Source organism: Ureibacillus sp. GCM10028918 (genome assembly GCF_042666115.1).
GTDB lineage: Bacteria > Bacillota > Bacilli > Bacillales_A > Planococcaceae > Ureibacillus.
Genome location: NZ_JBHTFK010000006.1, coordinates 175,210 through 196,665, shown reverse-complemented (window position 1 = coordinate 196,665; position 21,456 = coordinate 175,210). Strand labels below are relative to the sequence as shown.

The following is a 21,456-nucleotide window of genomic DNA, read 5'->3' as shown; positions in this document are numbered from 1 at the left end:
AGTGTGGTGACACATGGAGCTGACGAATACTAATCGATCGAGGACTTAACCACAATAGATATAAATCTTGAACGCAGTCAATGTCTTTATCCAGTTTTGAGAGAATAAGCTCTCTATACATAAAAAGTTGNAGTCTAGTGATGATGGCAAAGAGGTCACACCCGTTCCCATACCGAACACGGAAGTTAAGCTCTTTAGCGCCGATGGTAGTTGGGGGCTTCCCCCTGTGAGAGTAGGACGTCGCTAGGCTCAAGAAGTCGTTGCTGATTCAGTCAGTAGTGGCTTTTTTTATTTTCTATAGAGCTTTCATGTATATTTTAGGGTAGAAGTAGTTATTATCTGGGTGATTCAAAGTATTACATAAATAATCTAATCTTTACCATAACACAAGAACTAGCTATAGATTTAATACCACTTAAGATTAGTAGTTGTATTAAAAATCAAGAGACGTGGACTCTAACTCGTTGCCTGTAAAGTCTTAATCACCTATTTTACTTTTTTCCATCTGCGATACTTCACTAATAGATCAAGTACATACAACAATGTAAAAACTATTGGCAGCCATATTTTTAATAAGATAAAATCATCAACAAAAAACCAACAAATAAAATACAATAATATTAGGGCTAATAAACCTGTCCAAAGTGAACGGAAAAATCCCTCTTTTTCATTCAAATTCCAATAAAGAAATCCCATAGAAAAAACCGCCAAAGTTAATTTTATATTATATTGGTTTTTATTGAATATTTTCTAATTTTTATTTCCCATGATTGAAAATATAAAATACGTCTGCTTTATCTTAAAATAAATTCAATTAAAATACTTGAATATTTTTTCAGAATTATTATAATAATAAAAGAGTAGTAAAGAAATTTAATAAAAATAATATTGTTCCGAAGTAGCTCAGTGGTAGAGCAACCGGCTGTTAACCGGTTGGTCGTAGGTTCGAGTCCTACCTTCGGAGCCATTTTTTTTTGCCAGAAAAGAGAATTAGGCAGTTATCACGCTATAAATATGACTATTTTAATTCAACCTAGAGTAGCTTTAAAAAACTTTTAAAAAAATATATTAAAAATGGTTGCTTTCACAAAAAAAAGATGTTATTATAAATCTTGTCTTGTTCAAGACAAAGAAAATACATAGTCGGCCCGTTGGTCAAGTGGTTAAGACACCGCCCTTTCACGGCGGTAACACGAGTTCGAATCTCGTACGGGTCACCAATTTAATTAGATGATAACACTTACCCTAAACATGGAGGATTAGCTCAGCTGGGAGAGCACCTGCCTTACAAGCAGGGGGTCGGCGGTTCGAGCCCGTCATCCTCCACCATAAGTGTTTATCTGGAGGGGTAGCGAAGTGGCTAAACGCGGCGGACTGTAAATCCGCTCCTTCGGGTTCGGCGGTTCGAATCCGTCCCCCTCCACCATTTTTGGGGTATAGCCAAGCGGTAAGGCAACGGATTTTGATTCCGTCATGCCCAGGTTCGAATCCTGGTACCCCAGCCATTTCTTCTAAATATTATTAGATCTTACATAAACAAAACCTTTACTCAATTTGAGTAAAGGTTTTTCTTTTACTAAAGAGAGATGTTTCTTAATAGTATCTTTCCCAATAAACACCGAATTAGCTTCTTAAGGGAAATGAGACCACTCATCAAGCCTCAAGCCCGCCCCATATTCCTACTTTCCATATCCCATTGTATTGGCTAAAATGCTACACACCCGATTCCCGTCAACAATATTATTTCATAATGAAGTACTTTTAATGAGTGTATAAAAATTCAAAAACTTGTCGAGTTGAGCCATTAAGGTTTTTCCATTTAAAATAGAAGATATTAACAAGGGGGTATGGGGTATGAACAAGAAACAAATATCTGTTATCGGAGCACCATCCGATTATGGTCAACTACGACGTGGGGTGGATATGGGACCAAGTGCAATCCGGTATGCAGATGTATCAGAAAGATTGGAAGCTCTTGGTTATGAGATTAAAGACGAAGGGGATATCGTCGTAAAAAGAGCAATGAATAATACACAATTAGATACAAATTTAAAAAATTTAAAGGAAGTTGTGGAAGTGTGTACACAGCTTTCGAATAAAGTATCAGAAGTAATTGGACAAGGGAGGTTCCCGCTTGTTTTGGGTGGTGATCATAGCATTGCAATTGGTACACTTGCAGGATTAGCTGCCCACTATGACAACTTGGGTGTTATCTGGTATGATGCGCATGCAGATTTAAATACTCCAGCGACCTCACCTTCAGGCAACATTCATGGTATGCCACTTGCAGTAAGCATCGGGTTGGGAGATGAACGATTGCTTACAATTGGTGGCCCTGCACCGAAAATTAAACCGGAGAATATTATTATCATTGGTGCCCGCTCAGTAGATCCAGGAGAACGAGATTTAATTAGAGAAAAGGGCATTAAAGTATATACAATGCATGAAATTGACCGAATGGGCATGACAAGGATTATGGAGGAGACAATTGCTTATTTTAAGGAAAGAAAAGTAGATGGAGTCCATTTATCGTTAGATCTAGATGGTCTAGATCCGCTATATACACCTGGAGTCGGAACACCAGTACCAGGGGGAATCACATACCGTGAAAGTCATTTAGCGATGGAAATGTTAGAGGAAGAAGGAATAATTACTTCCGCGGAATTTGTTGAAGTAAATCCTATTCTTGATGAACGCAATAAAACGGCGGATGTGGCTGTTGCTCTAATGGGATCCCTACTTGGTGAAAAGCTAGTGTAAATTTAGTGTTTTCGGCTCTTGAAATTTCTGGATAAATATACTAATTTATACTCTTGGGGAATAAAAATTTATTTAGAATCTCTCAACATACGTGAAACTTTTTCAAAAGTCTCGCGTAAATAATAATAAGCCGTAAAGGTGGAGAGGAAAACATAAATGGATGCGTTAGTGAACAAAAGAATAAAGCAAGTGCTAAAAGGTGATCAAAACGCATTTTCAGATATTGTGAGCCTCTACCAGCACAAACTATACCAAATATGCTATCGTATGCTCGGCAACAAGCAAGAAGCGGAAGATATCTCGCAGGAAGCCTTTGTACGTGCATATATAAACATTCATACATTTGATCAGAAAAGAAAATTTTCAACATGGCTATACCGTATTGCGACGAATCTTTGTATTGATCGAATTCGAAAGAAGAAACCTGATTATTACTTGGATGCAGAAGTGGCAGGTACCGATGGATTGAATATGTACTCGCAAATTGCGTCAAGTGAACAATTACCTGAAGAAACTGTGCAACAAATGGAGCTACAGGACCGAATCCAGTATGAAATCAGCAGATTGCCTGATAAGTATCGTTCAGTTATAGTATTAAAATATATTGAAGAATTATCGTTACAGGAAATTAGCGAAATTTTAGATATGCCTTTAGGAACGGTAAAAACACGAATACATCGAGGGCGTGAAGCTTTAAGAAAGCAATTAAACAATTTGTAGGAGGGTAAACGCATGAGTACGTGTCCACAATACATTGTTGACTATATGCACGAATATTTAGATGGCGATATAAATCGTGAACATGAACAGCAGCTGAAGAAACATTTGCAAATGTGCTCTGACTGTAGACAACATATGCACGAATTAAGTGACACGGTTGCTTTTGTTAAGAGTGCAGCACATATTACAGCACCTCCACATTTTGAGGATAGAGTAATGAAGCGTCTACCAAAGGGGAAAAATCGGGTAGGGATACAGAAATGGTTTAGACGACACCCGATAGTTGTAGCAGCCGCTGTGTTCTTCTTATTTATGAGTGCAACGATGTTAAGTAATTATTCAAGCGATGAATTTTCGGTTACCACACAACCGAATTTGATAGTAGATGGGCAAACTGTTATTGTTCCGGAAGGTGAAGTAGTCAAGGGTGACGTTGTTGTAAAAAATGGTGATCTTGTCATTGAAGGGGAAGTTGATGGAGATGTGATTGTAATAAATGGAGAGTATATGGCATCTACATCAGTTGTTACAGGACAAATAGAAGAAATTGACCAGGTGTTTGAATGGCTATGGTATGAGACGAAAGCAATGGTAAATGATTTTATGGATTTGTTTAAAGAATAAACAATCTCATCTAAACATAAGTAAAAAGCCTACTCGAAAGAGTGGGCTTTTTACTTGGGAAAAGCTTTATAAGTACAAGTTATGGTATACTGTTTCTAACCAGAAAAGTAAATGTTTCTTCTTGCTATAGCTAATTATAGTAAAATAAGATACGGCTGGATTTCATGAAAGCTTCATACATTTGCTACATCATTTAGGAAATAATAATAGAAGTAATAATTAACTTTTTAAATGATTTGTGAATTAATGAGATGTTTTACATTTTTATACTTTTGCGTAATAACAGAGACATGTTATCGATATAAATGAAATAGCAAGGAAAAAGTGGGGGATGCCACGTGCAAATTATTGAACAGTTTACAGACCTTACGCCTGTAAATATTGTGTTTAGCATTTTAGACGTACTATTAGTTTGGTACGTAATATATAAATTATTAACCCTCATTAAAGGAACAAAAGCTGTTCAGTTATTAAAAGGGATATTTGTCATAATCTTCGCTAGGTTTGCAACAGTTGTTTTCGGTTTAGATACCCTCGGTTGGTTCCTGCAAGAAGTAATTGACTACGGATTTTTAGCCATCATTATTATCTTCACTCCTGAAATTCGAAGAGCGTTGGAACAATTAGGAAGGGGCAAAATATTCCAACGTTCAAGTGGGCAATTGGAAGATGAACAAACGCGCTTAGTAGAAGCGATGAAAAAATCCGTAAGCTATATGGCAAAACGACGGATCGGTGCACTTATTTCAATTGAAAATGAAACCGGCTTAACGGAATATATTGAAACGGGCATCAAGTTAAATGCTGAAATTACATCGGAATTACTTATTAATATATTTATACCAAATACGCCACTCCATGACGGTGCGGTTATCGTCCAAAAGGATAAGGTCATTTCGGCTGCTTGTTATTTGCCTTTATCGGAAAGTACTTTTATATCAAAAGAACTAGGTACACGTCACCGAGCGGCAGTAGGGCTAAGTGAAGTTACGGATGCAGTTACAATTGTGGTATCCGAAGAAACGGGTGCTATAAGCTTAACGCGAAATGGGAATCTATATCGAAATCTATCAATAGAGGAATTCGAAACGCAATTAAGAAAATTGTGGTTTGGACCTGAACAGTATTCGGATTTTGCCTCTAAGTGGACTTGGAGGGGGAAAAAGAATGGATAAATTGTTCGATAGTTATTGGGCTTTACGCGTAATTGCCCTCATTTTAGCCATTTTACTGTTCTTTTACGCAAAAGCGCAGTTGGATGATGGGCAACAAACATCGGCATCAAATACAGATGTAGATATTATTACAGATGTTCCACTTGAGGTTTATTATGATACTGAAAATTTAATTGTTTCGGGGCTACCGGAAACGGTGGACGTTACGATTGAAGGGCCAATGCCAATCGTACTGCAAACAAAATTGACAAAAGACTTTAAGGTGTTTGTAGACTTAAATTCTTTGTTAATTGGTGAACATAGAGTTACCATTCAACATGAAAACTTTTCACCTAAACTGGATGTTACCATTGACCCGAATATACTTAATATAGTTGTTGAGGAAAAAGTAACAGAAGAGGTTAAGATAGAACCAGAAATCAATAACAGTTTAATAGCTGAAGGGTATGAGCTCCTTGGAATGACATCTGATCCAAGTACGATATTAGTTACTGGTGCAAAAAGTGTAATCGAAAGCATTAGCTATGTGAAGGCAACTATAAATAGTGAAGAGGGAATTACAGCTTCCTTCAGTCAGGAGGCTAATGTAAGGGTATTAGACAGTAGCTTAAATAAACTGGATGTGACAATCGAACCTGAGACAGTTAATGTAAATGTCGAAGTAAAACAATATAGTCGAAAAGTACCTCTAAACATTCGGCAAACTGGTAAACCTATGAATGGAGTTACCATTAATAGTGTAACCTCTCAAACTAAAGTCATAGAAGTGTTTGGTCCAAAATCAATTATTGACCCCATAACAAGATTAGAAGTAGAATTTGACATATCAGAGATTCAAGAGTCTGGTGCATACGAAGTTGAACTACCTTTGCCAAATGGAGTAACTAAGCTTTCAAGATATTCAATTGAAGTACAAGCCAATATTACTAAAGCACAAACTGAAACAGAAGATGAAGTGGTTCAGGAGCCAGGGCAAGAAGAAGGACAAGAACAAGAACAACAACCTGTACCGGAGGAAACAACGCCAGAAGAAGAAACAAATGCTGGAGAAACGACTCCAGAAGAAGATGTAGTTGAGGAAGAAATACCTGCTGAAGAAGACAACAATACAGAATAACAAATTTCTTAATTTACTATATAAATAATAGTATAAGATTTTGTATATGAAGCATGGAATGTCTAGCATTGAAGGAGAGAAAAGAAATGGGAAAATATTTCGGAACTGATGGCGTACGTGGTGTCGCCAATTCAGAGTTAACACCTGAACTTGCGTTTAAACTAGGCCGTGTTGGTGGATACGTACTAACTAAGCATGCAACAGAACGCCCGAAGGTAATTATTGGACGAGATACAAGGGTTTCTGGACATATGCTAGAAGGAGCATTAGTTGCTGGTCTACTTTCAATTGGTATAGAAGTTATGCGACTCGGAGTAATTAGTACTCCTGGAGTAGCGTATCTAACACGTGTGATGAATGCAGATGCAGGGGTTATGATTTCCGCTTCTCATAATCCAGTGGCTGATAATGGTATTAAATTTTTTGGTCCGGATGGATTTAAATTAACGGATGCACAAGAAGCTGAGATAGAAAATTTAATTGATTTAGAAAACGATACATTGCCACGTCCAATCGGAGGCGATCTAGGAGCAGTAAGCGATTATTTCGAAGGTGGGCAAAAATATCTTTCATACCTTAAACAAACAGTAGAAGAAGATTTCTTGGACATCCATGTTGCATTAGATTGCGCTCATGGTGCAACTTCCCAGTTAGCTACGCATCTGTTTGCAGATTTAGAAGCCGACATTTCATCTATGGGTTCATCGCCAAATGGTTTGAATATCAATGAAGGGGTTGGGTCCACTCATCCTGAAAAACTTGCAGCTCTTGTTTTAGAGAGAGGGGCAGATGTAGGTTTAGCATTTGATGGAGATGGTGACCGACTGATTGCAGTAGATGAAAAAGGACAAATAGTCGATGGTGATCAAATCATGTTCATTATCGGGAAATACTTAAATAGTAAAGGCCGCTTAAAGAAAAATACAGTTGTATCCACTGTGATGAGTAATTTAGGCTTCTATAAGGCACTCGAAGAAAATGCGATGACTAGTGTAAAAACTTCAGTTGGAGATCGTTATGTTGTAGAAGAAATGCGTGCAAACGATTATAACTTGGGTGGAGAACAATCAGGACATATTGTGTTCTTAGATTACAATACAACAGGCGATGGATTATTAACGGCAATCCAGCTTGTGAATATCATGAAAGCAACAGATAAACGCTTATCAGAACTTGCTGCCGAAATGACAGTGTTCCCACAAAAGTTGGTGAATGTGCGAGTGGTAGACAAGCATGCGGTAACACAAAACGAAAAAGTAGCAAAAACAATTGCTGAGGTAGAAGCAGCCATGGCTGGCAACGGACGAGTATTAGTGCGACCTTCAGGGACAGAGCCGCTTGTTCGTGTTATGGTGGAAGCATCCACTGAAGAAGAATGTGAGAGCTATGTAAACCGAATTTCAGACGTTGTACGTCAAGAATTAGGGCTAACTGAATAACCGAAAACTATGCCAGTAAACGAACTGTACTGAACAGTTAAGTTTACTGGTTTTTTTAATTCGAACATCCCTCTCTTAGTTTATTTGTCGAATAAAAGGGAAATATTAAGTTTGAAAGGAGTGATATCAAATGGCAAAAGTAGCCACGTTGATTACTGATTTATTTGAGGATATCGAATATACAAGTCCAAAGGAAGCACTTCAAGAAGCAGGACATACAGTTGTAACGATTGATAAAGAGGGAAATAAAGCGGTAAGAGGAAAGCAAGGAGAAGTACGTGTAGAAATCGATCATGGTATCGATGACGTGAATCCAGATGATTTTGATGCATTATTCATCCCCGGAGGGTTTTCACCTGACTTATTAAGAGATGATGATCGTGTTGTAGCATTTGCGAAAAAATTCATGAGTGATATGAAACCAGTATTTGCTATCTGTCATGGACCACAGCTTTTAATTACAGCAAGATCCTTAGAAGGCCGTGATATTACAGGCTATAAATCAATTCGAGTGGATTTAGAAAATGCAGGTGCAAATTTCCATGACGAGGAAGTTTTCGTGTGTCAAAAACAACTTGTTTCAAGCCGTACACCTAAGGATTTACCAGCATTCAATCGCGAAATTGTAAACCTGCTAAAAGAAAAAGAGCTGTAGTTCAGATTAAATATATTAGCTTATGTATCCACTAGAGATGCTCCTCTAGTGGAACTTTTATTAGATTATACTCTCTTGCAAAACAAAAGTGCCACATAAATGTTAGCAAGATGTTTTTTCATAAAAATATAGGGAAATAGTAAATATGCGTGGATAATTGACGACTTGAAGCATATTATGTATGATGAAGGTGCTTGGAAAAATAGTTTGAAGAATTTTCCATAGTTCTTTAAATTTTCAAGCGAGCGCATTGTAAGGAGGGTGAATAAGCGCTGAATAAGTAAATCGGAAAACAATTATAGCGCCTGAGCTAAGGAAATCGGACGGTACTACAATCCTTAGTTGACGAGGTGGAGGATTATCGAAATTTCGGCGGATACCTCCCGATCGCATGCCCGGTCGATAGTTTCGTTTTAAAACATGGAAGTGATTCTTTGGACAGCAAAACGAAAAGGCAAATAATCATAAAAGCAAAACTAAAAAGTGGAACTTTATGTATGACGAGGAATTAGACAGAATTCCTATACATTTAATGAAGCTCATCCCATTAGGGTTTTTTTGTATTGCTTTATACGGAGGATTTTAAGAATATGTGTGGAATCGTTGGATATAATGGTGAACTCGATGCAAAGGAAATTTTATTAAAAGGATTAGAAAAATTAGAATACCGTGGTTATGATTCAGCTGGTATTGCTGTTCGCAATGACGAGGGAATCACAGTATTTAAAGAAAAAGGTCGTATTGCTGATTTGCGTACAGCAGTAAATGATGATGTTGATGCAACAATTGGAATTGGGCATACACGTTGGGCAACACACGGTGTACCAAACCAATTAAATGCACACCCACATCAAAGTGCAACTGGCCGTTATACTTTAGTGCATAATGGTGTAATTGAAAATTATCATTTATTGCAAAAAGCATACCTGAAAGGGATCAAAATGCAATCAGATACAGATACAGAAGTTATTGTGCAACTTGTTGATCTGTTTGCAAAAGAAGGATTATCAACAGTAGAGGCATTCCGTAAAACGTTATCTCTATTGCATGGTTCATATGCGCTTGCGCTACTTGACCAAGAAGATCAAGATACAATTTACGTAGCTAAAAACAAATCTCCATTATTAGTAGGTGTGGGAGATGGATTTAATGTTGTGGCTTCAGATGCTATGGCAATGCTGCAAGTTACAGATCATTTCGTAGAATTACGCGATAAAGAAGTGGTATTGGTTCACAGAGATAAAGTTGAAATCTCAACACTGGAAGGTACACCTGTTGAGCGCAAACCGTTTAAAGCAGAGCTAGATGCGAGTGACATCGAAAAGGGAACATACCCTCACTACATGTTAAAAGAAATGGATGAGCAACCAGCAGTTGTACGTAAAATCATTGGAGCATATAGCAATTCTGATGATGAGTTAACAATTGATGACAATATCTTGGATGCTATCAAAGAAGCAGATCGTTTATATATTATTGCTGCTGGTACTAGTTACCATGCAGGGTTAATCGGAAAACAGTATTTCGAAAAGATTGCAGGCATTCCGGTAGAAGTGCACATTTCAAGTGAATTTGGCTACAATATGCCACTTTTATCTGAAAAACCTTTATTCATTTTCATTTCACAATCAGGTGAAACTGCAGATAGCCGACAAGTTCTTGTGAGAGTAAAAGAAGAGCTAGGCTACCCAGCATTAACAATTACGAATGTCCCTGGCTCGACACTTTCTCGTGAAGCGGACTATACATTGTTATTACATGCAGGTCCTGAAATTGCTGTAGCATCTACAAAAGCATATGTAGCGCAAGTGGCTGTACTTTCAATTGCTGCGTATGTTGCAGGTAAAGCAAAAGGGAAAGAAATCGACTTTGACTTAAAACAAGAATTGGCGATAGCTGCTAACGGCATTCAAACAATGGTTGATTCTAAAGAAGAGTTAGAGCAAATCGCGGAAGACTATTTAAAAATTGCTCGTAATGCATTCTTTATTGGACGTAACCTGGACTTCTATGTAAGTTCAGAAGGCGCGTTAAAGCTGAAAGAAATCTCTTATATCCAAGCAGAAGGTTTTGCTGGAGGAGAACTAAAACACGGTACAATCGCTCTAATCGAAGAGGGTACTCCTGTGTTCGCTTTAGCAACACAAGAACAAGTGTCGTTAAATATTCGCGGAAACGTGAAAGAAGTAGTAGCACGCGGAGCAAACGCATGCATTATTTCAATGGAGGGCACAGAGGAAGAAGGCGATCGCTTCGTCATCCCGAAAGTTCATAATTTACTAACACCACTTGTATCTGTAGTACCACTACAATTAATCAGCTACTATGCGGCATTGCACCGCCGCTGTGACGTTGATAAGCCACGTAACCTGGCGAAGTCTGTGACGGTTGAGTAAGGTATTGAATTGCATCTACATCTAATGTAGACTTGGAAAAAAGATTGATAATACGTAAAAAAGATTGATTAAAACCTCTTGCCAATTTTTATTGGTAAGAGGTTTTTTAGTATTCATGAAAAAGACTGTAGTGAGTTATAACTAATATTGTTATATTATTATCCGAAGTTGTTCACGTGGATTCACCTTGATACCGCATAAACCCTCGCTTTATTAAGGTTTTCTGTTTTTATCTCAAAATTGGCATTATGTAGAGAGAGAATAACGTTGTTAAAAAAATGTGAGTCATCATATACAACAATCGGGGCAGATTGTGGAATAACACTCATTAGAAAAATATATATCCATGTTATCATTGAGGGTACTTTTGAAAAAGAGGGGGCTGTGAAATACTTCCTACAAAAGAGAATTAAACATGATAATTAAGAAGGTATTTTTACTTTTTGGAAATACGGAAAATTAGTAACAACAAAAAAGACCCCCAAATAGGAGTCTTTTCCTTTGATTTTTATTTAATAAGTTGGCTATTATCCACGACCTGCTTGGAATTCTGGATATTTTGTCATTCCTCCATCAGCAAATAATGTAATTCCAGTAACATAGCTTGCCTCTGAAGAAGCTAACCACGCTGCTACAGCTGCAATTTCTTCAGGACGACCAATATAGCCCATTGGGATCATACTTTCTACATCTGCACGTTTTTCAGGATCTGCAAATTTCTCTGCATTAATGGGTGTATCAATTGCACCTGGTCCAATGTTATTTACACGGATACCTTTTGGTGCATACTCTAAAGCCAAAGTTTCTGTCATCAATTTAATACCACCTTTACTTGCTGCATAGTGAACAAATAATGGCCAAGGAATCATTTCATGTACGCTAGACATGTTAATTACATTCCCTTTAATGTTGTTTTCAACGAAGTACTTAATTGCTTCACGGCTACCTAAGAATGCACCTGTTAAATTGATATTGATTACTCGATTCCAATCTTCTAAAGACAATTCATGTGAAGGAGATGGGTTTTCCATTCCTGCGTTATTAATCATAATATCAAGAGTACCATAGTGATCTACTGCTGTTTTTACTAGTTTTTTCACATCTTCTTCTTTTGCAACATCAGCATGCACAATAATGCCTTCTCCACCTGCTTCTTGTACATCTTTTAATACTTCAAGAGCTTCTTCTTCACTTGAGCGATAATTGATTACCACTTTTGCTTGTTCTTTCCCGAAACGTACAGCCATTGCTCGTCCAATTCCTTTTGACGCTCCTGTGATTACTACTACTTTTCCTTTTAAATCTGTATACATAATATATAAGCCTCCAATAATTTTTTAGTGTTTTATACTTTAGCTAAACCTAACAATACAGCGGATAATATGATTAGGATGATTCCAATTGTAATACCAATCAATTGACGCTTCGTTTTCTTTTCTCCTAGGATAAAGATTCCACCAAGTGTCGCAATAACAATCCCCATTTGTGATAAGGAAAAGCTTGTTGCTACTCCAACTTTGGGTTGAGATAAAAATAGAAACAGATTTCCTGCTGCCCATATAAGCCCTGGGATAATATTTTTAATTGTATATATATTAAATGGTTTATGTTTGGCTGTTAAAATTAACCCTCCAATAAACATTCCAATTGCTTGTGGGAAAAGCGCCGACCATCCATTTACTCCGAATAATCTCGCAATAACAACATAGATTAGATATCCAAGAGTAGAAATTATAAGCGTTACAATTCCTTTTTTAAAATTTCCTGGTTGTTCTAGATTTTCTTTATTCTTATCGCCAAGTGATGTAAGGATAATCCCTACAATAATAAGAATAAGAGCAAGAATCCCTAATATTATTGAAATAGTTGATGTCCATTCTCTAAATACAATGACCCCAAATAATGATGTAGAGACTAATTGCATCCCCGTTGAGATAGGCATTGTTTTAGAAACTCCGATCAATTCAATACTTTTTAATTGATTACTTTGACCGAGTGCCCAAAATAAACCAGAAATAATTCCGACGATAAAAATCAAAGGAGAAAGATCTGGTTGGACTATAATAAAAATTACAAAGGAGAAAATGAGTGCTCCTATGGTTGTTCCAAGAGTCTGACTATACGGTCCGCCACCTAGCTTTACATTGAATAAGACTATACTTCCCCAAAATAAAGCTGGCAAAATAGCTAATAATATATCCATTATTTTTACCTTTCTATATATATATATTTCTTTCTTTAAATTAAGTTTGTAGGTATCACATGAATCTCATCTCCTTTAAGGTTTAAACAATATTAATCATATCTCGATATGTCGATATGTTTTTCGAAAAAATTTTACTATCACATTAATAAAGTGTAGTAACATTTCGTTATATCTTAGTTTATCGATTTATAATATAAAAAACCTTCATTGATAAAGTGCGAATCTCTTATTTCGTCATATCGTAAATAGTCGATGCGTTAACGATACATTAACAAATTGCGATATGTCAATAACTTTTTAAGAAAAATAAATAACATCAATTGTATTTACGTTGTTTATATACCTTAAGAAATGATAAAGAATAAATTTAAACAGTTCATAAGAAAGTTGTAGAGTTATTGCTCAAAAATATTCTTCAACAGCTAATATGATTAGGATTCCTATTGACATATCGTATTTTATGAATATATAATTTGAACATGGACATTTTAAATATTTTTAAATCACTTTCAAATGATGCAAGATTACAGATTTTGGACTGGTTAAAAGATCCTCATAAATATTTTGAGCCACAAGGAGATATTGACCTAGAAGAAATTGGTGTCTGTGTAAGTCAAATAACTGAGAAGCTAAATATGACTCAATCGACTGCGTCGCAGTATCTTTCCATGTTACAAAAGGCTGGATTACTTCATGCTACTCGAATTGGAAAATGGACATACTACAGAAGAAATGAAGATATAATTAAAAAATTTGGCTCATATATAATAGAGGAATTATAACTATGGAACTTAAATTTATTTTCCATAGTTATTTTTTTGATTAGAAACTCAGGATATTGTATAGGCTTATGTTAATAAACTAAAATAAGTAATAGATGAAAAACTTGAATCTAATTATTGACATATCGAATTATGTAGATGTACAATCTGTTTTAGACATATTCAGTTTTTTCGATTTGATGAACTAGATTTTAAAATATAAATTTTTTTATTTTATCAAATCTATAATTCTAGATATGTAAAAATGAAGTGTTGAAAGGAATTGATTATAATGAAAGCTTGGCATTTAAATGAATTTGGACTGGAGAATTTAAAACTGATAGAAAAACCTATTCCAACGCCGGGACCAAAAGAACTACTTGTACGTGTGAAGGCGGTTTCATTGAACTATCGTGATAAAGCTATTGTGGATGGAATTTATCTTCCAGAAATAATGAAGGCACATTTACCATTCGTTCCAGTTGCTGATGCTTCTGGTGAAGTAGTGAGTGTTGGATCAGAAGTAACCAAATTTCAGGAAGGTGATCGCGTTACATCTCATATGTTCATTGATTGGATTGATGGAAAACCTAATACCAATTTAGCACTTGGAGGACCAATTAACGGTGGATTAGCAGAATACATGATACTTAAAGAAGAAACTGCTGTTAAGACACCTGCAAATATGACAGATGAAGAAGCTTCTACACTTCCTATTGCAGCTTTAACGGTATGGTTCTCTTTGGTAGAATACGGTAAAATTAAAGCTGGGGATACTGTTCTGGTTCAAGGAACTGGTGGTGTTTCTGTTTATGCCATTCAAATTGCATCTGCTTTAGGTGCAAAGGTTATTGCAACTAGCAGCAATAATGAAAAATTAGAAAGAGTAAAAGCGTTAGGAGCCAAAGAAGTAATAAATTATGTAGAAAAACCAGATTGGGAAAAAGAAGTACTCAAATTAACAAATGGTGAAGGTGTTCAACACATTCTAGAGGTTGTAGGTGGAGCAGGTATTAACCGTTCAATTAAAGCATTAGCTACACAAGGAAACCTTTACGTGATTGGATTCCTAGACGACTTATATGCTAATGTTGATTTATTTGCTTTATTGGCTAAACAAGTGAAAGTTCATGGTATCAATGTAGGACACCGTCGTGCATTCGATGATATGGCTCGTGCTTTTGAAGAATTAAAAATTAAACCTGTTATAGATACAGTTTATAGTTTTGACCAAGCAATTCAAGCTTATAAGCATTTATACAAAGGAGCTTTTGGTAAAATTGTTATCAAAGTAACTGAATAATAATATAAATTAAAGATTTGCCCCAAGAGTGGTCTTATAAAACAAAACCTCATCAGAAGTTAATTAGACTAGACTAATAGGGGGAGAATATGCTCACTATTTGAACGTATTATCCTCTTTTTTTATGAATATTTTTGATCCGTTAACTGCATTTTCTGAAGTGAAAGTTGTAAAAACTCTTAACACTTTATCCGCCCCGCTTATGGTTAACCCTGAGTCTCTTGCAGGAGGCGATCAGAATATTTTTGTTAGTGGAAATGATAATGAAGCGAAAGCTAAAGTTACTGAGTTTTTAAAACAATGGTTTGATTGGAAACATATTATTGATCTAGGAGACATCACAACAGCACGAGCAACCGAGATGTTAATGCCGGTTTGGGTGAGAGTGTGGGGTGCATTAGGCACGCCAATGTTATTTTAAGATTGTTCAATAAAAGCGGGTAATTCATAATGTTCATTTAAAAAACAACTTCGAGAACTAGAAACAGATCGCTTAATTAATCACAAAATATATCCAGAGGTTCCTCCTTGTAGGAGTATTCATTAACCTCAAAAGGGGAAGAAGTAGTTTTCTTAATTGATTTCATGGAAGAGGAAGAAGAAGTTTTGGGAGCGATTATACTAACCAAAACGAGCAAATCCATCGTTAACCGTCTATCCCAAATAAGTTGACTACTAAATTTCACTATGATATATTTAGCCTACTAAATATATTTTGACTAGTGGAGGTTTATCTATGGGAAAGTATAATGTTGACTGCGATATTCGTCAATCTTTGGATAAAGTTTCTTCCCAAATGCGTCGAAATTATAGTGAAAGTCTAAGAGAAATAAATCTTTATGTAGGCCAAGATAATTTACTCTCTCGTTTATGGTTAGGTGATGGAATAACACAAATGCAACTGTGTGAACATTTAAAATGCGAGCCGCCTACGGTAACAAATATGGTTAAATCGCTAGAGCAGAATGGTTTCATATACCGTAAACGTGATGAAGAAGATGCAAGGGTTATGCGAATCTATCTAACGGATAAAGGCAAAGAATTAGAAAAACCCGTTGAATTTAAGTGGAAACAAGAGCAAGAAAAATTACTGAATTCCATTTCAACGGAAGAACGCTTAATATTAAGGGAACTAATGAAGCGAATGGAGAAAAACTTATACTAAGTTTTCTCCAAGCATATATTTAGGGTGCTAAATACTAGTTTAGCATCCTAAATATTATTCTAAATATTTGTTTACTAAAAACAATGATATCATCAGTATTTGTTAGAGTGCATTTGCTAAATTCCAGAGGAGAATAGTTTTAAAGACGTACTTTGAATGATTAGCAGTTCTCAGAAAGGAAGCTTTCTTATTTTTGAAAGGGAACCCGGGAGCTTAAAAAGTCATTGCACTAGCCTATTTCAACTAAGACGTATCCATTTCGAGAGGATATGAATATGGAGATGCGCCAATTTAGTAAGCAAAAGAAGAACTGTCTTTGGTAAATACTTCACATTACTTAGTAAGCTAAATAATTATTTAGTAAGCTAAGTATTTATTTAGTAAACTAGATTATTAAATTTAGTCCTAATGGGAATGTAAATTATCTACATAATGCACTTTTTAGTTACTTGAAGACTAATTAAACCGAAGGAGAAAAGACAGATGAAAAAAAGAAAAGAAATGCAACTAGCACTACAAATGGTTTCAGGGTACGGAGCCGAATTTAGCGCATGGAGAATGCCTGGCACCGACCCAGCAGCCTACACAAATACAGATAGTTATGTGGAGCGAGCTAAATTAGCGGAAAAAGGAAAATTTCAAATGATATTTATCGCTGATACCCCTGGATTATACAATGACTTAGGTCCTCAGACTCCTATGTTCCCTATGGATCCTATGTTAGCGCTAATGGCTGTAGCCAGGGAAACGAAACATATTGGGCTTGTTGCAACACTTTCAACGACATTCAATTATCCATATAACATAGCACGTCAGTTCAAAGCACTGGATGTTATAAGTCATGGACGTGTAGGTTGGAATGCAGTCACTACTTCCAATCCATTAGCGGCTGCAAATTTCGGTAAACAGGTTGCTAATCGCAAAGAACGCTATGAAATAGCTCATGAATCCATACAAATTGTCCAAGCATTATGGGGAAGTTGGGAAGAAGACGCTTGGACGTTAGATGTAGAAGGTGGAAAATTTGCCGACATGGACAAAATTCAGCCTATAAATCTACAAGGGCAGTATTATGCGTCTCGTGGTCCTTTGCCAATCCCTCCTTCTGAGCAAGGCCAGCCAGTTATTTTCCAGGCAGGCGGTGGGGAATTAGGGTTGGAATTGGCGGGGAGGTACGCTTCTGGTGTCTATGCAAATCCTTATGATATAGAATCTGCTCGTGAACATAGGCAAGCTGTTCGTCAAAGTGCTGCTCATTTTGGTAGAAATCCTGATGACATCAAGATGTATGCAGGTTTTATGTTTTCCATCGGTTCAACGGAAGAAGAAGCTTTGGAACGACGAAGACAGCTTATGAGTTTTAACCCTGAGGAAATTCCAAGTAGGGTAAGATACCTTGGTTCTATGGTTGGTTTACCACTATCGGTGCAATCGATAGATATTAATCAACCTTTATCAGCTGACATTTTGAATAAGGCGTATGCCAACCCAATGGATCCACGCTCCCACATAGCTTTACAGAAGCTGAGACAAGGGCTATCCATTCGAGACGTTCTTGCTCATGGGGTTATTAACTATCATCCAGTAGTGGCAGGTACCCCTGTACAGGTTGCTGACTTCTTGGAAGAATGGTTTTTGGCCGGTGCATGTGACGGTTTCTCGGTTGTGCCGGATATAGCCTATGATGGAGTTGCTGATTTTGTAAACAAGGTTGTTCCGATTTTACAGGATCGCGGTTTGTTCCACAAGGAATATGAAGGAAAAACACTGCGTGAAAACATGGGAATTCCTTATCAATATGGCAAGCTGAAAAATTAAATATAATAGAGAGAACACCCCTTAGAATGTAAAAACTGTTAGAAATTAAATTGATTTACAAGGAGATTATAATGAAGAAACAATACAATACGCGTGCTATCTTGATAGCGTTGCTTATCAGCGGTGCTGTTGGCATGTTTAACGAAACCGCTATAAATATAGCATTGATTAATTTAATAGAAGTGTTCCAAATTTCGCCAGCGACTGCACAGTGGTTGACAACTGGTTTCATGCTGACTCTTGGCATTTTAATGCCAATGAGTGGGTTGCTGTTGCAGACGTTTTCGACGAGAAAGCTGTTCATAGGTTCGGTCATGAGTTTAATCGTAGGTACATTGATAGCTGCGCTCGCATTCAATTTTGAAATGTTGATGTTCGCCCGAATTTTACAGGCGGTAGGTATGGGATTGTTACTTCCACTCATATTTAATACCGTCCTTGTTATATATCCGCTGGAAAAGCGGGGGTCGGCGATGGGATTGGTCGCACTCGTTATCATGGTGGCGCCAGCCTCCGGACCGACCATAGGCGGTCTATTAATAGAATATTTAACATGGCATTACATCTTCTGGTTCTCCCTACCACTTTTGGTCATAGGGTTGTTGATAGGGCTTAAGTATTTGGAAAACGTTACCGATGTCACTAAGCCCCGAATTGATCTATTATCTGTTTTATTGTCAACGATTGGCTTCGGAGGAGTTGTCTTTGGCTTCAGTAAGGCGGGAGAAGGATCTGAAGGTTGGGGTAGCATGGTTGTGGTAACATCCATAGTCATTGGACTTATCGCATTAGTATTATTCATACTGCGACAAAAGAACATGAGTGTTCCAATGTTGAATATAGGCGTTTTCAAGTATCCAATGTACGTTATTGGGATGCTTCTTATAATGTCATGTATGTTGATCAGTATGTCGAGTACGATTATTCTTCCGATGTTTCTGCAGACTGGTACAGGACTGTCTGTGTTAATCACTGGACTCATACTTTTGCCGGGTAGTGTACTGAGCGGTATCATCCAACCATATGTGGGGCGTTTATTCGATAAGTATGGACCGAAATGGCTCGTTATTCCCGGACTCGTAATCCTTACAGTCATGTTATGGTTCTTTACAACCATATCCCCTACTTCTTCAGTGGCATTTGTCATTGCTTTGCATATCGGGCTCACGATTGGTATAGCCATGATTTGGACGCCAGCTCAAACGAACGGGCTAAATCAATTGCCTCCGGAATTATATCCGCACGGCACGGCATTCATGAACACACTGCAGCAGGTTGGGGGTGCCATTGGAACAGCAGTGGCAATCAGTATCCTTACGGGGGGTATGGATAAATACTTGCACGGCTCTACCGCTCCAACTAAGAAGACTGAAATTGCAAACGCGATGGCGTCGGGGTCACAAAACGTGTTCTTATTTGCGATGATAATAGCATTGCTTAGCCTGATAATGGGGTTCTTCATTCGCCGCAGCATAGTCAACCACGAGGAGAGGTCTACGAGGCATTGATGTTTTTATAAAAAACAACAGGGTCACTTATCAGAAAATAATCTCTATTTAGGTTGACCCTGTATATTCACCTTTTCCAGTGTTGTACTTGTTATATTTAAGATAAATTTATGAGCAGAAACAGGGGAAGAGGAAGCGTGTCAAAATAATAAAGACTGTTAAGTTATTGGAAGTGTAGCCGAAGTTATTGAAAAGTTAAAGCGATTGGCAAAAGAAGCTTTAGTGATGAAATAATGATTGCTGAATTTTATCCTAGCCAAAAAGCAGACTAAAATGACACCAACTACTAGCAGAAGCAGTTGACCTTAAGACAAAATAGTTAACAAGAAAACAATAGAAAGAAGGTGTTATTAATGAACGAGAAGAAACAACTTAAAATTGGTGGAATTATTGATGGGGTAGGCTGGAATTACATGGGGTGGCGTCACCCAGATATGCCCGCTAATGCCAGTGAGAGCATTGATTACTATGTACAAAAAGCTAAAAGATTGGAAGAAGGAAAGTTTGACATGATTTTTTTAGCTGACGTCAGCCATATTGGACCGGGGATGATTCCTCATTATCTCAGTATGTTTGAAGGAGTAAGTATTCTGTCTGCCTTAAGCATGGTGACTCATTCTATTGGACTTACCGCCACAATTGCAACTTCCTATGCCGATCCATTCACTGTTGCCCGTCAGATGGCTTCTCTTGATAAAATCAGTAATGGCCGAGCCGGATGGAATGCTGTCACTTCTAATCCAGGAGGATTAGCGAATTATAGTCGCACTCATCTTTCTAAAGCAGACTTGTATCCAATGAAAGAAGAATTTTTAGAGATTGTGGAAGGTCTTTGGGACTCTTATGAGGGTGACGCTTTTATACGGGATAAAAAAACCGGAGTATTCTTTGATCCACAAAAAATGCACGCTCTAAATTATAGAGGAAACTATTTTTCAGTAGATGGTCCTTTAAATATTAGCCGTTCTAGACAAGGAAGACCGGTTATTTTCCAAGCCGGTACCTCTTCAGATTTCATGAATATTGCCTCGAAGCATGCCGAGGGTGCATTGGTTAATGGGGAAGATATGGAGTATGCGAAAGCATTCAGTCAAGAACTAAAAAGAAGGGTGAAATTAAAAGGTCGTTCACCTAATGATTTTCTAATCATGCCCACCCAAAATCCTATTGTCGGACGGACAGAAAAAGAAGCAGAGGAAAAATTTCAAGAGCTACAGTCACTAATGCCTATCTATCGAATACCAAAACCGACATTTTTTGGTTCGGCAGAAAAAGTAGCAGATCAAGTTCAAGAATGGTACGAGGCAGGAGCGATGGATTTATTGCTGATAAGACAAGAACATCCTTCAGGATTTGATGACTTTATTGATTTAGTCGTTCCTATATTACAAGATAGGGGAATTTTCCGTAAAGAATATGAAGCAAACACGTTACGGGGAAATTTAGGTTTACCTTATCCAGAAAATGGATATTCTATCTGATTAGGAAGAGCCGGAGCTGATGTGAATAGATTACACTTTGATTAAACAGAGGAGAGGTGTGACCAATGAAAATGGAGGACATCATCCTCACTTGTATTAAAGAACACCCTGGAATAAGCGCAAAGAAGATTGTTACATGTCTGGATTCAAAAACAAACAATTTATTAGTAACGGAAGAAACGAATCCTCAAACTTCTATTTTTAAACAGTTAAGGACCCTGAAGAAAAAAGGGAATCTTCATAATAGAGGTGATCGCTGGTATTATATGAATCGTAATTTACGATAATTGGCACTTGATAGTATTCATTCATTTAATGGATTAATTAT

The 21,456-nt window shown here is 37.1% G+C and carries 19 protein-coding genes, 5 tRNA genes, 1 rRNA gene and 1 pseudogene; 23 read left to right on the top strand and 3 right to left on the bottom strand.

Going from position 1 to position 21,456, the window contains the following annotated elements:
- Nucleotides 1-133: 133 nt before the first annotated feature.
- Nucleotides 134-249: ribosomal RNA gene (rrf, locus tag ACFQU5_RS09045) — 5S ribosomal RNA — on the top strand.
- 237 nt (nt 250-486) lie between these two features.
- On the opposite strand, the gene ACFQU5_RS09040 is transcribed toward rrf, so the two are convergent.
- Nucleotides 487-696 (bottom strand): hypothetical protein, encoded by a 210-nt coding sequence (locus ACFQU5_RS09040; RefSeq protein WP_390286946.1) that lies wholly within the window; start codon nt 694-696, stop codon nt 487-489.
- A 196-nt stretch (nt 697-892) separates the two neighbouring features.
- On the opposite strand from ACFQU5_RS09040, the gene ACFQU5_RS09035 reads away from it, so the two are divergent.
- The 13 genes from ACFQU5_RS09035 (at nt 893) to glmS (ending at nt 10,886) form a co-directional block, all read left to right on the top strand.
- Nucleotides 893-967: transfer RNA gene (locus ACFQU5_RS09035), tRNA-Asn, on the top strand.
- A 178-nt stretch (nt 968-1,145) separates the two neighbouring features.
- Nucleotides 1,146-1,220: transfer RNA gene (locus ACFQU5_RS09030), tRNA-Glu, on the top strand.
- A gap of 33 nt (nt 1,221-1,253) precedes the next feature.
- Nucleotides 1,254-1,329, top strand: a tRNA-Val gene (locus tag ACFQU5_RS09025).
- A 13-nt stretch (nt 1,330-1,342) separates the two neighbouring features.
- Nucleotides 1,343-1,426: transfer RNA gene (locus ACFQU5_RS09020), tRNA-Tyr, on the top strand.
- Nucleotides 1,427-1,430: 4 nt separating this feature from the next.
- Nucleotides 1,431-1,505: transfer RNA gene (locus ACFQU5_RS09015), tRNA-Gln, on the top strand.
- 349 nt (nt 1,506-1,854) lie between these two features.
- On the top strand, nt 1,855-2,760 hold the full coding sequence (gene rocF, locus ACFQU5_RS09010) for an arginase (RefSeq protein WP_390286944.1): 906 nt from the start codon (nt 1,855-1,857) through the stop codon (nt 2,758-2,760).
- A 156-nt stretch (nt 2,761-2,916) separates the two neighbouring features.
- Entirely contained in the window at nt 2,917-3,480 is a 564-nt protein-coding gene (gene sigW, locus ACFQU5_RS09005; protein WP_390286942.1) for an RNA polymerase sigma factor SigW, read from the top strand.
- 12 nt (nt 3,481-3,492) lie between these two features.
- Nucleotides 3,493-4,104 carry an anti-sigma factor family protein gene (locus ACFQU5_RS09000; RefSeq protein WP_390286940.1) on the top strand — a complete coding sequence of 204 codons (612 nt, stop codon included), beginning with the start codon at nt 3,493-3,495 and terminating at the stop codon, nt 4,102-4,104.
- A gap of 338 nt (nt 4,105-4,442) precedes the next feature.
- Nucleotides 4,443-5,279 (top strand): diadenylate cyclase CdaA, encoded by an 837-nt coding sequence (cdaA, locus tag ACFQU5_RS08995; RefSeq protein ID WP_390286938.1) that lies wholly within the window; start codon nt 4,443-4,445, stop codon nt 5,277-5,279.
- Complete coding sequence (locus ACFQU5_RS08990; RefSeq protein WP_390286936.1) at nt 5,272-6,396, top strand: CdaR family protein; 1,125 nt, start codon at nt 5,272-5,274, stop codon at nt 6,394-6,396. Before cdaA ends, ACFQU5_RS08990 begins: the two co-directional genes overlap by 8 nt.
- Nucleotides 6,397-6,482: 86 nt before the next feature.
- Entirely contained in the window at nt 6,483-7,835 is a 1,353-nt protein-coding gene (glmM, locus tag ACFQU5_RS08985; protein WP_390286934.1) for a phosphoglucosamine mutase, read from the top strand.
- A gap of 130 nt (nt 7,836-7,965) precedes the next feature.
- Nucleotides 7,966-8,490: a type 1 glutamine amidotransferase domain-containing protein gene (locus tag ACFQU5_RS08980; RefSeq protein WP_390286932.1), complete on the top strand. Its 525-nt coding sequence runs from the start codon at nt 7,966-7,968 to the stop codon at nt 8,488-8,490.
- Between the two features lie 590 nt (nt 8,491-9,080).
- On the top strand, nt 9,081-10,886 hold the full coding sequence (glmS, locus tag ACFQU5_RS08975) for a glutamine--fructose-6-phosphate transaminase (isomerizing) (RefSeq protein ID WP_390286930.1): 1,806 nt from the start codon (nt 9,081-9,083) through the stop codon (nt 10,884-10,886).
- A 527-nt stretch (nt 10,887-11,413) separates the two neighbouring features.
- Here the strand turns inward: glmS and gdh are convergent.
- Nucleotides 11,414-12,199: a glucose 1-dehydrogenase gene (gdh, locus tag ACFQU5_RS08970; protein WP_390286928.1), complete on the bottom strand. Its 786-nt coding sequence runs from the start codon at nt 12,197-12,199 to the stop codon at nt 11,414-11,416.
- A gap of 32 nt (nt 12,200-12,231) precedes the next feature.
- Nucleotides 12,232-13,089 carry a RhaT/GlcU family sugar-proton symporter gene (locus ACFQU5_RS08965; protein ID WP_390286926.1) on the bottom strand — a complete coding sequence of 286 codons (858 nt, stop codon included), beginning with the start codon at nt 13,087-13,089 and terminating at the stop codon, nt 12,232-12,234.
- Between the two features lie 482 nt (nt 13,090-13,571).
- Here ACFQU5_RS08965 and ACFQU5_RS08960 point away from each other — a divergent pair, with 482 nt between their 5' ends.
- The 9 genes and pseudogenes from ACFQU5_RS08960 (at nt 13,572) to ACFQU5_RS08920 (ending at nt 21,415) form a co-directional block, all read left to right on the top strand.
- On the top strand, nt 13,572-13,874 hold the full coding sequence (locus ACFQU5_RS08960) for an ArsR/SmtB family transcription factor (RefSeq protein WP_390286963.1): 303 nt from the start codon (nt 13,572-13,574) through the stop codon (nt 13,872-13,874).
- A gap of 271 nt (nt 13,875-14,145) precedes the next feature.
- The gene (locus ACFQU5_RS08955) at nt 14,146-15,156 is read left to right on the top strand and encodes a zinc-dependent alcohol dehydrogenase family protein (protein ID WP_390286924.1); all 1,011 of its coding nucleotides are present in this window, start codon (nt 14,146-14,148) and stop codon (nt 15,154-15,156) included.
- A 100-nt stretch (nt 15,157-15,256) separates the two neighbouring features.
- On the top strand, nt 15,257-15,577 hold the full coding sequence (locus tag ACFQU5_RS08950) for an NAD(P)-binding domain-containing protein (RefSeq protein ID WP_390286922.1): 321 nt from the start codon (nt 15,257-15,259) through the stop codon (nt 15,575-15,577).
- 69 nt (nt 15,578-15,646) lie between these two features.
- Nucleotides 15,647-15,703: pseudogene (locus ACFQU5_RS08945) on the top strand (hypothetical protein); the annotation flags it as partial.
- Nucleotides 15,704-15,892: 189 nt separating this feature from the next.
- Nucleotides 15,893-16,321 (top strand): MarR family winged helix-turn-helix transcriptional regulator, encoded by a 429-nt coding sequence (locus ACFQU5_RS08940; protein WP_390286920.1) that lies wholly within the window; start codon nt 15,893-15,895, stop codon nt 16,319-16,321.
- Nucleotides 16,322-16,804: 483 nt separating this feature from the next.
- Nucleotides 16,805-18,139: an NtaA/DmoA family FMN-dependent monooxygenase gene (locus ACFQU5_RS08935; RefSeq protein ID WP_390286918.1), complete on the top strand. Its 1,335-nt coding sequence runs from the start codon at nt 16,805-16,807 to the stop codon at nt 18,137-18,139.
- A 71-nt stretch (nt 18,140-18,210) separates the two neighbouring features.
- Nucleotides 18,211-19,647: a DHA2 family efflux MFS transporter permease subunit gene (locus ACFQU5_RS08930; RefSeq protein ID WP_390286915.1), complete on the top strand. Its 1,437-nt coding sequence runs from the start codon at nt 18,211-18,213 to the stop codon at nt 19,645-19,647.
- A gap of 353 nt (nt 19,648-20,000) precedes the next feature.
- Nucleotides 20,001-21,128 carry an NtaA/DmoA family FMN-dependent monooxygenase gene (locus ACFQU5_RS08925; RefSeq protein WP_390286913.1) on the top strand — a complete coding sequence of 376 codons (1,128 nt, stop codon included), beginning with the start codon at nt 20,001-20,003 and terminating at the stop codon, nt 21,126-21,128.
- A gap of 65 nt (nt 21,129-21,193) precedes the next feature.
- Nucleotides 21,194-21,415, top strand: a complete 222-nt coding sequence (locus tag ACFQU5_RS08920; RefSeq protein WP_390286911.1) for a hypothetical protein — start codon at nt 21,194-21,196, stop codon at nt 21,413-21,415.
- The last annotated feature ends 41 nt before the right edge of the window (nt 21,416-21,456 follow it).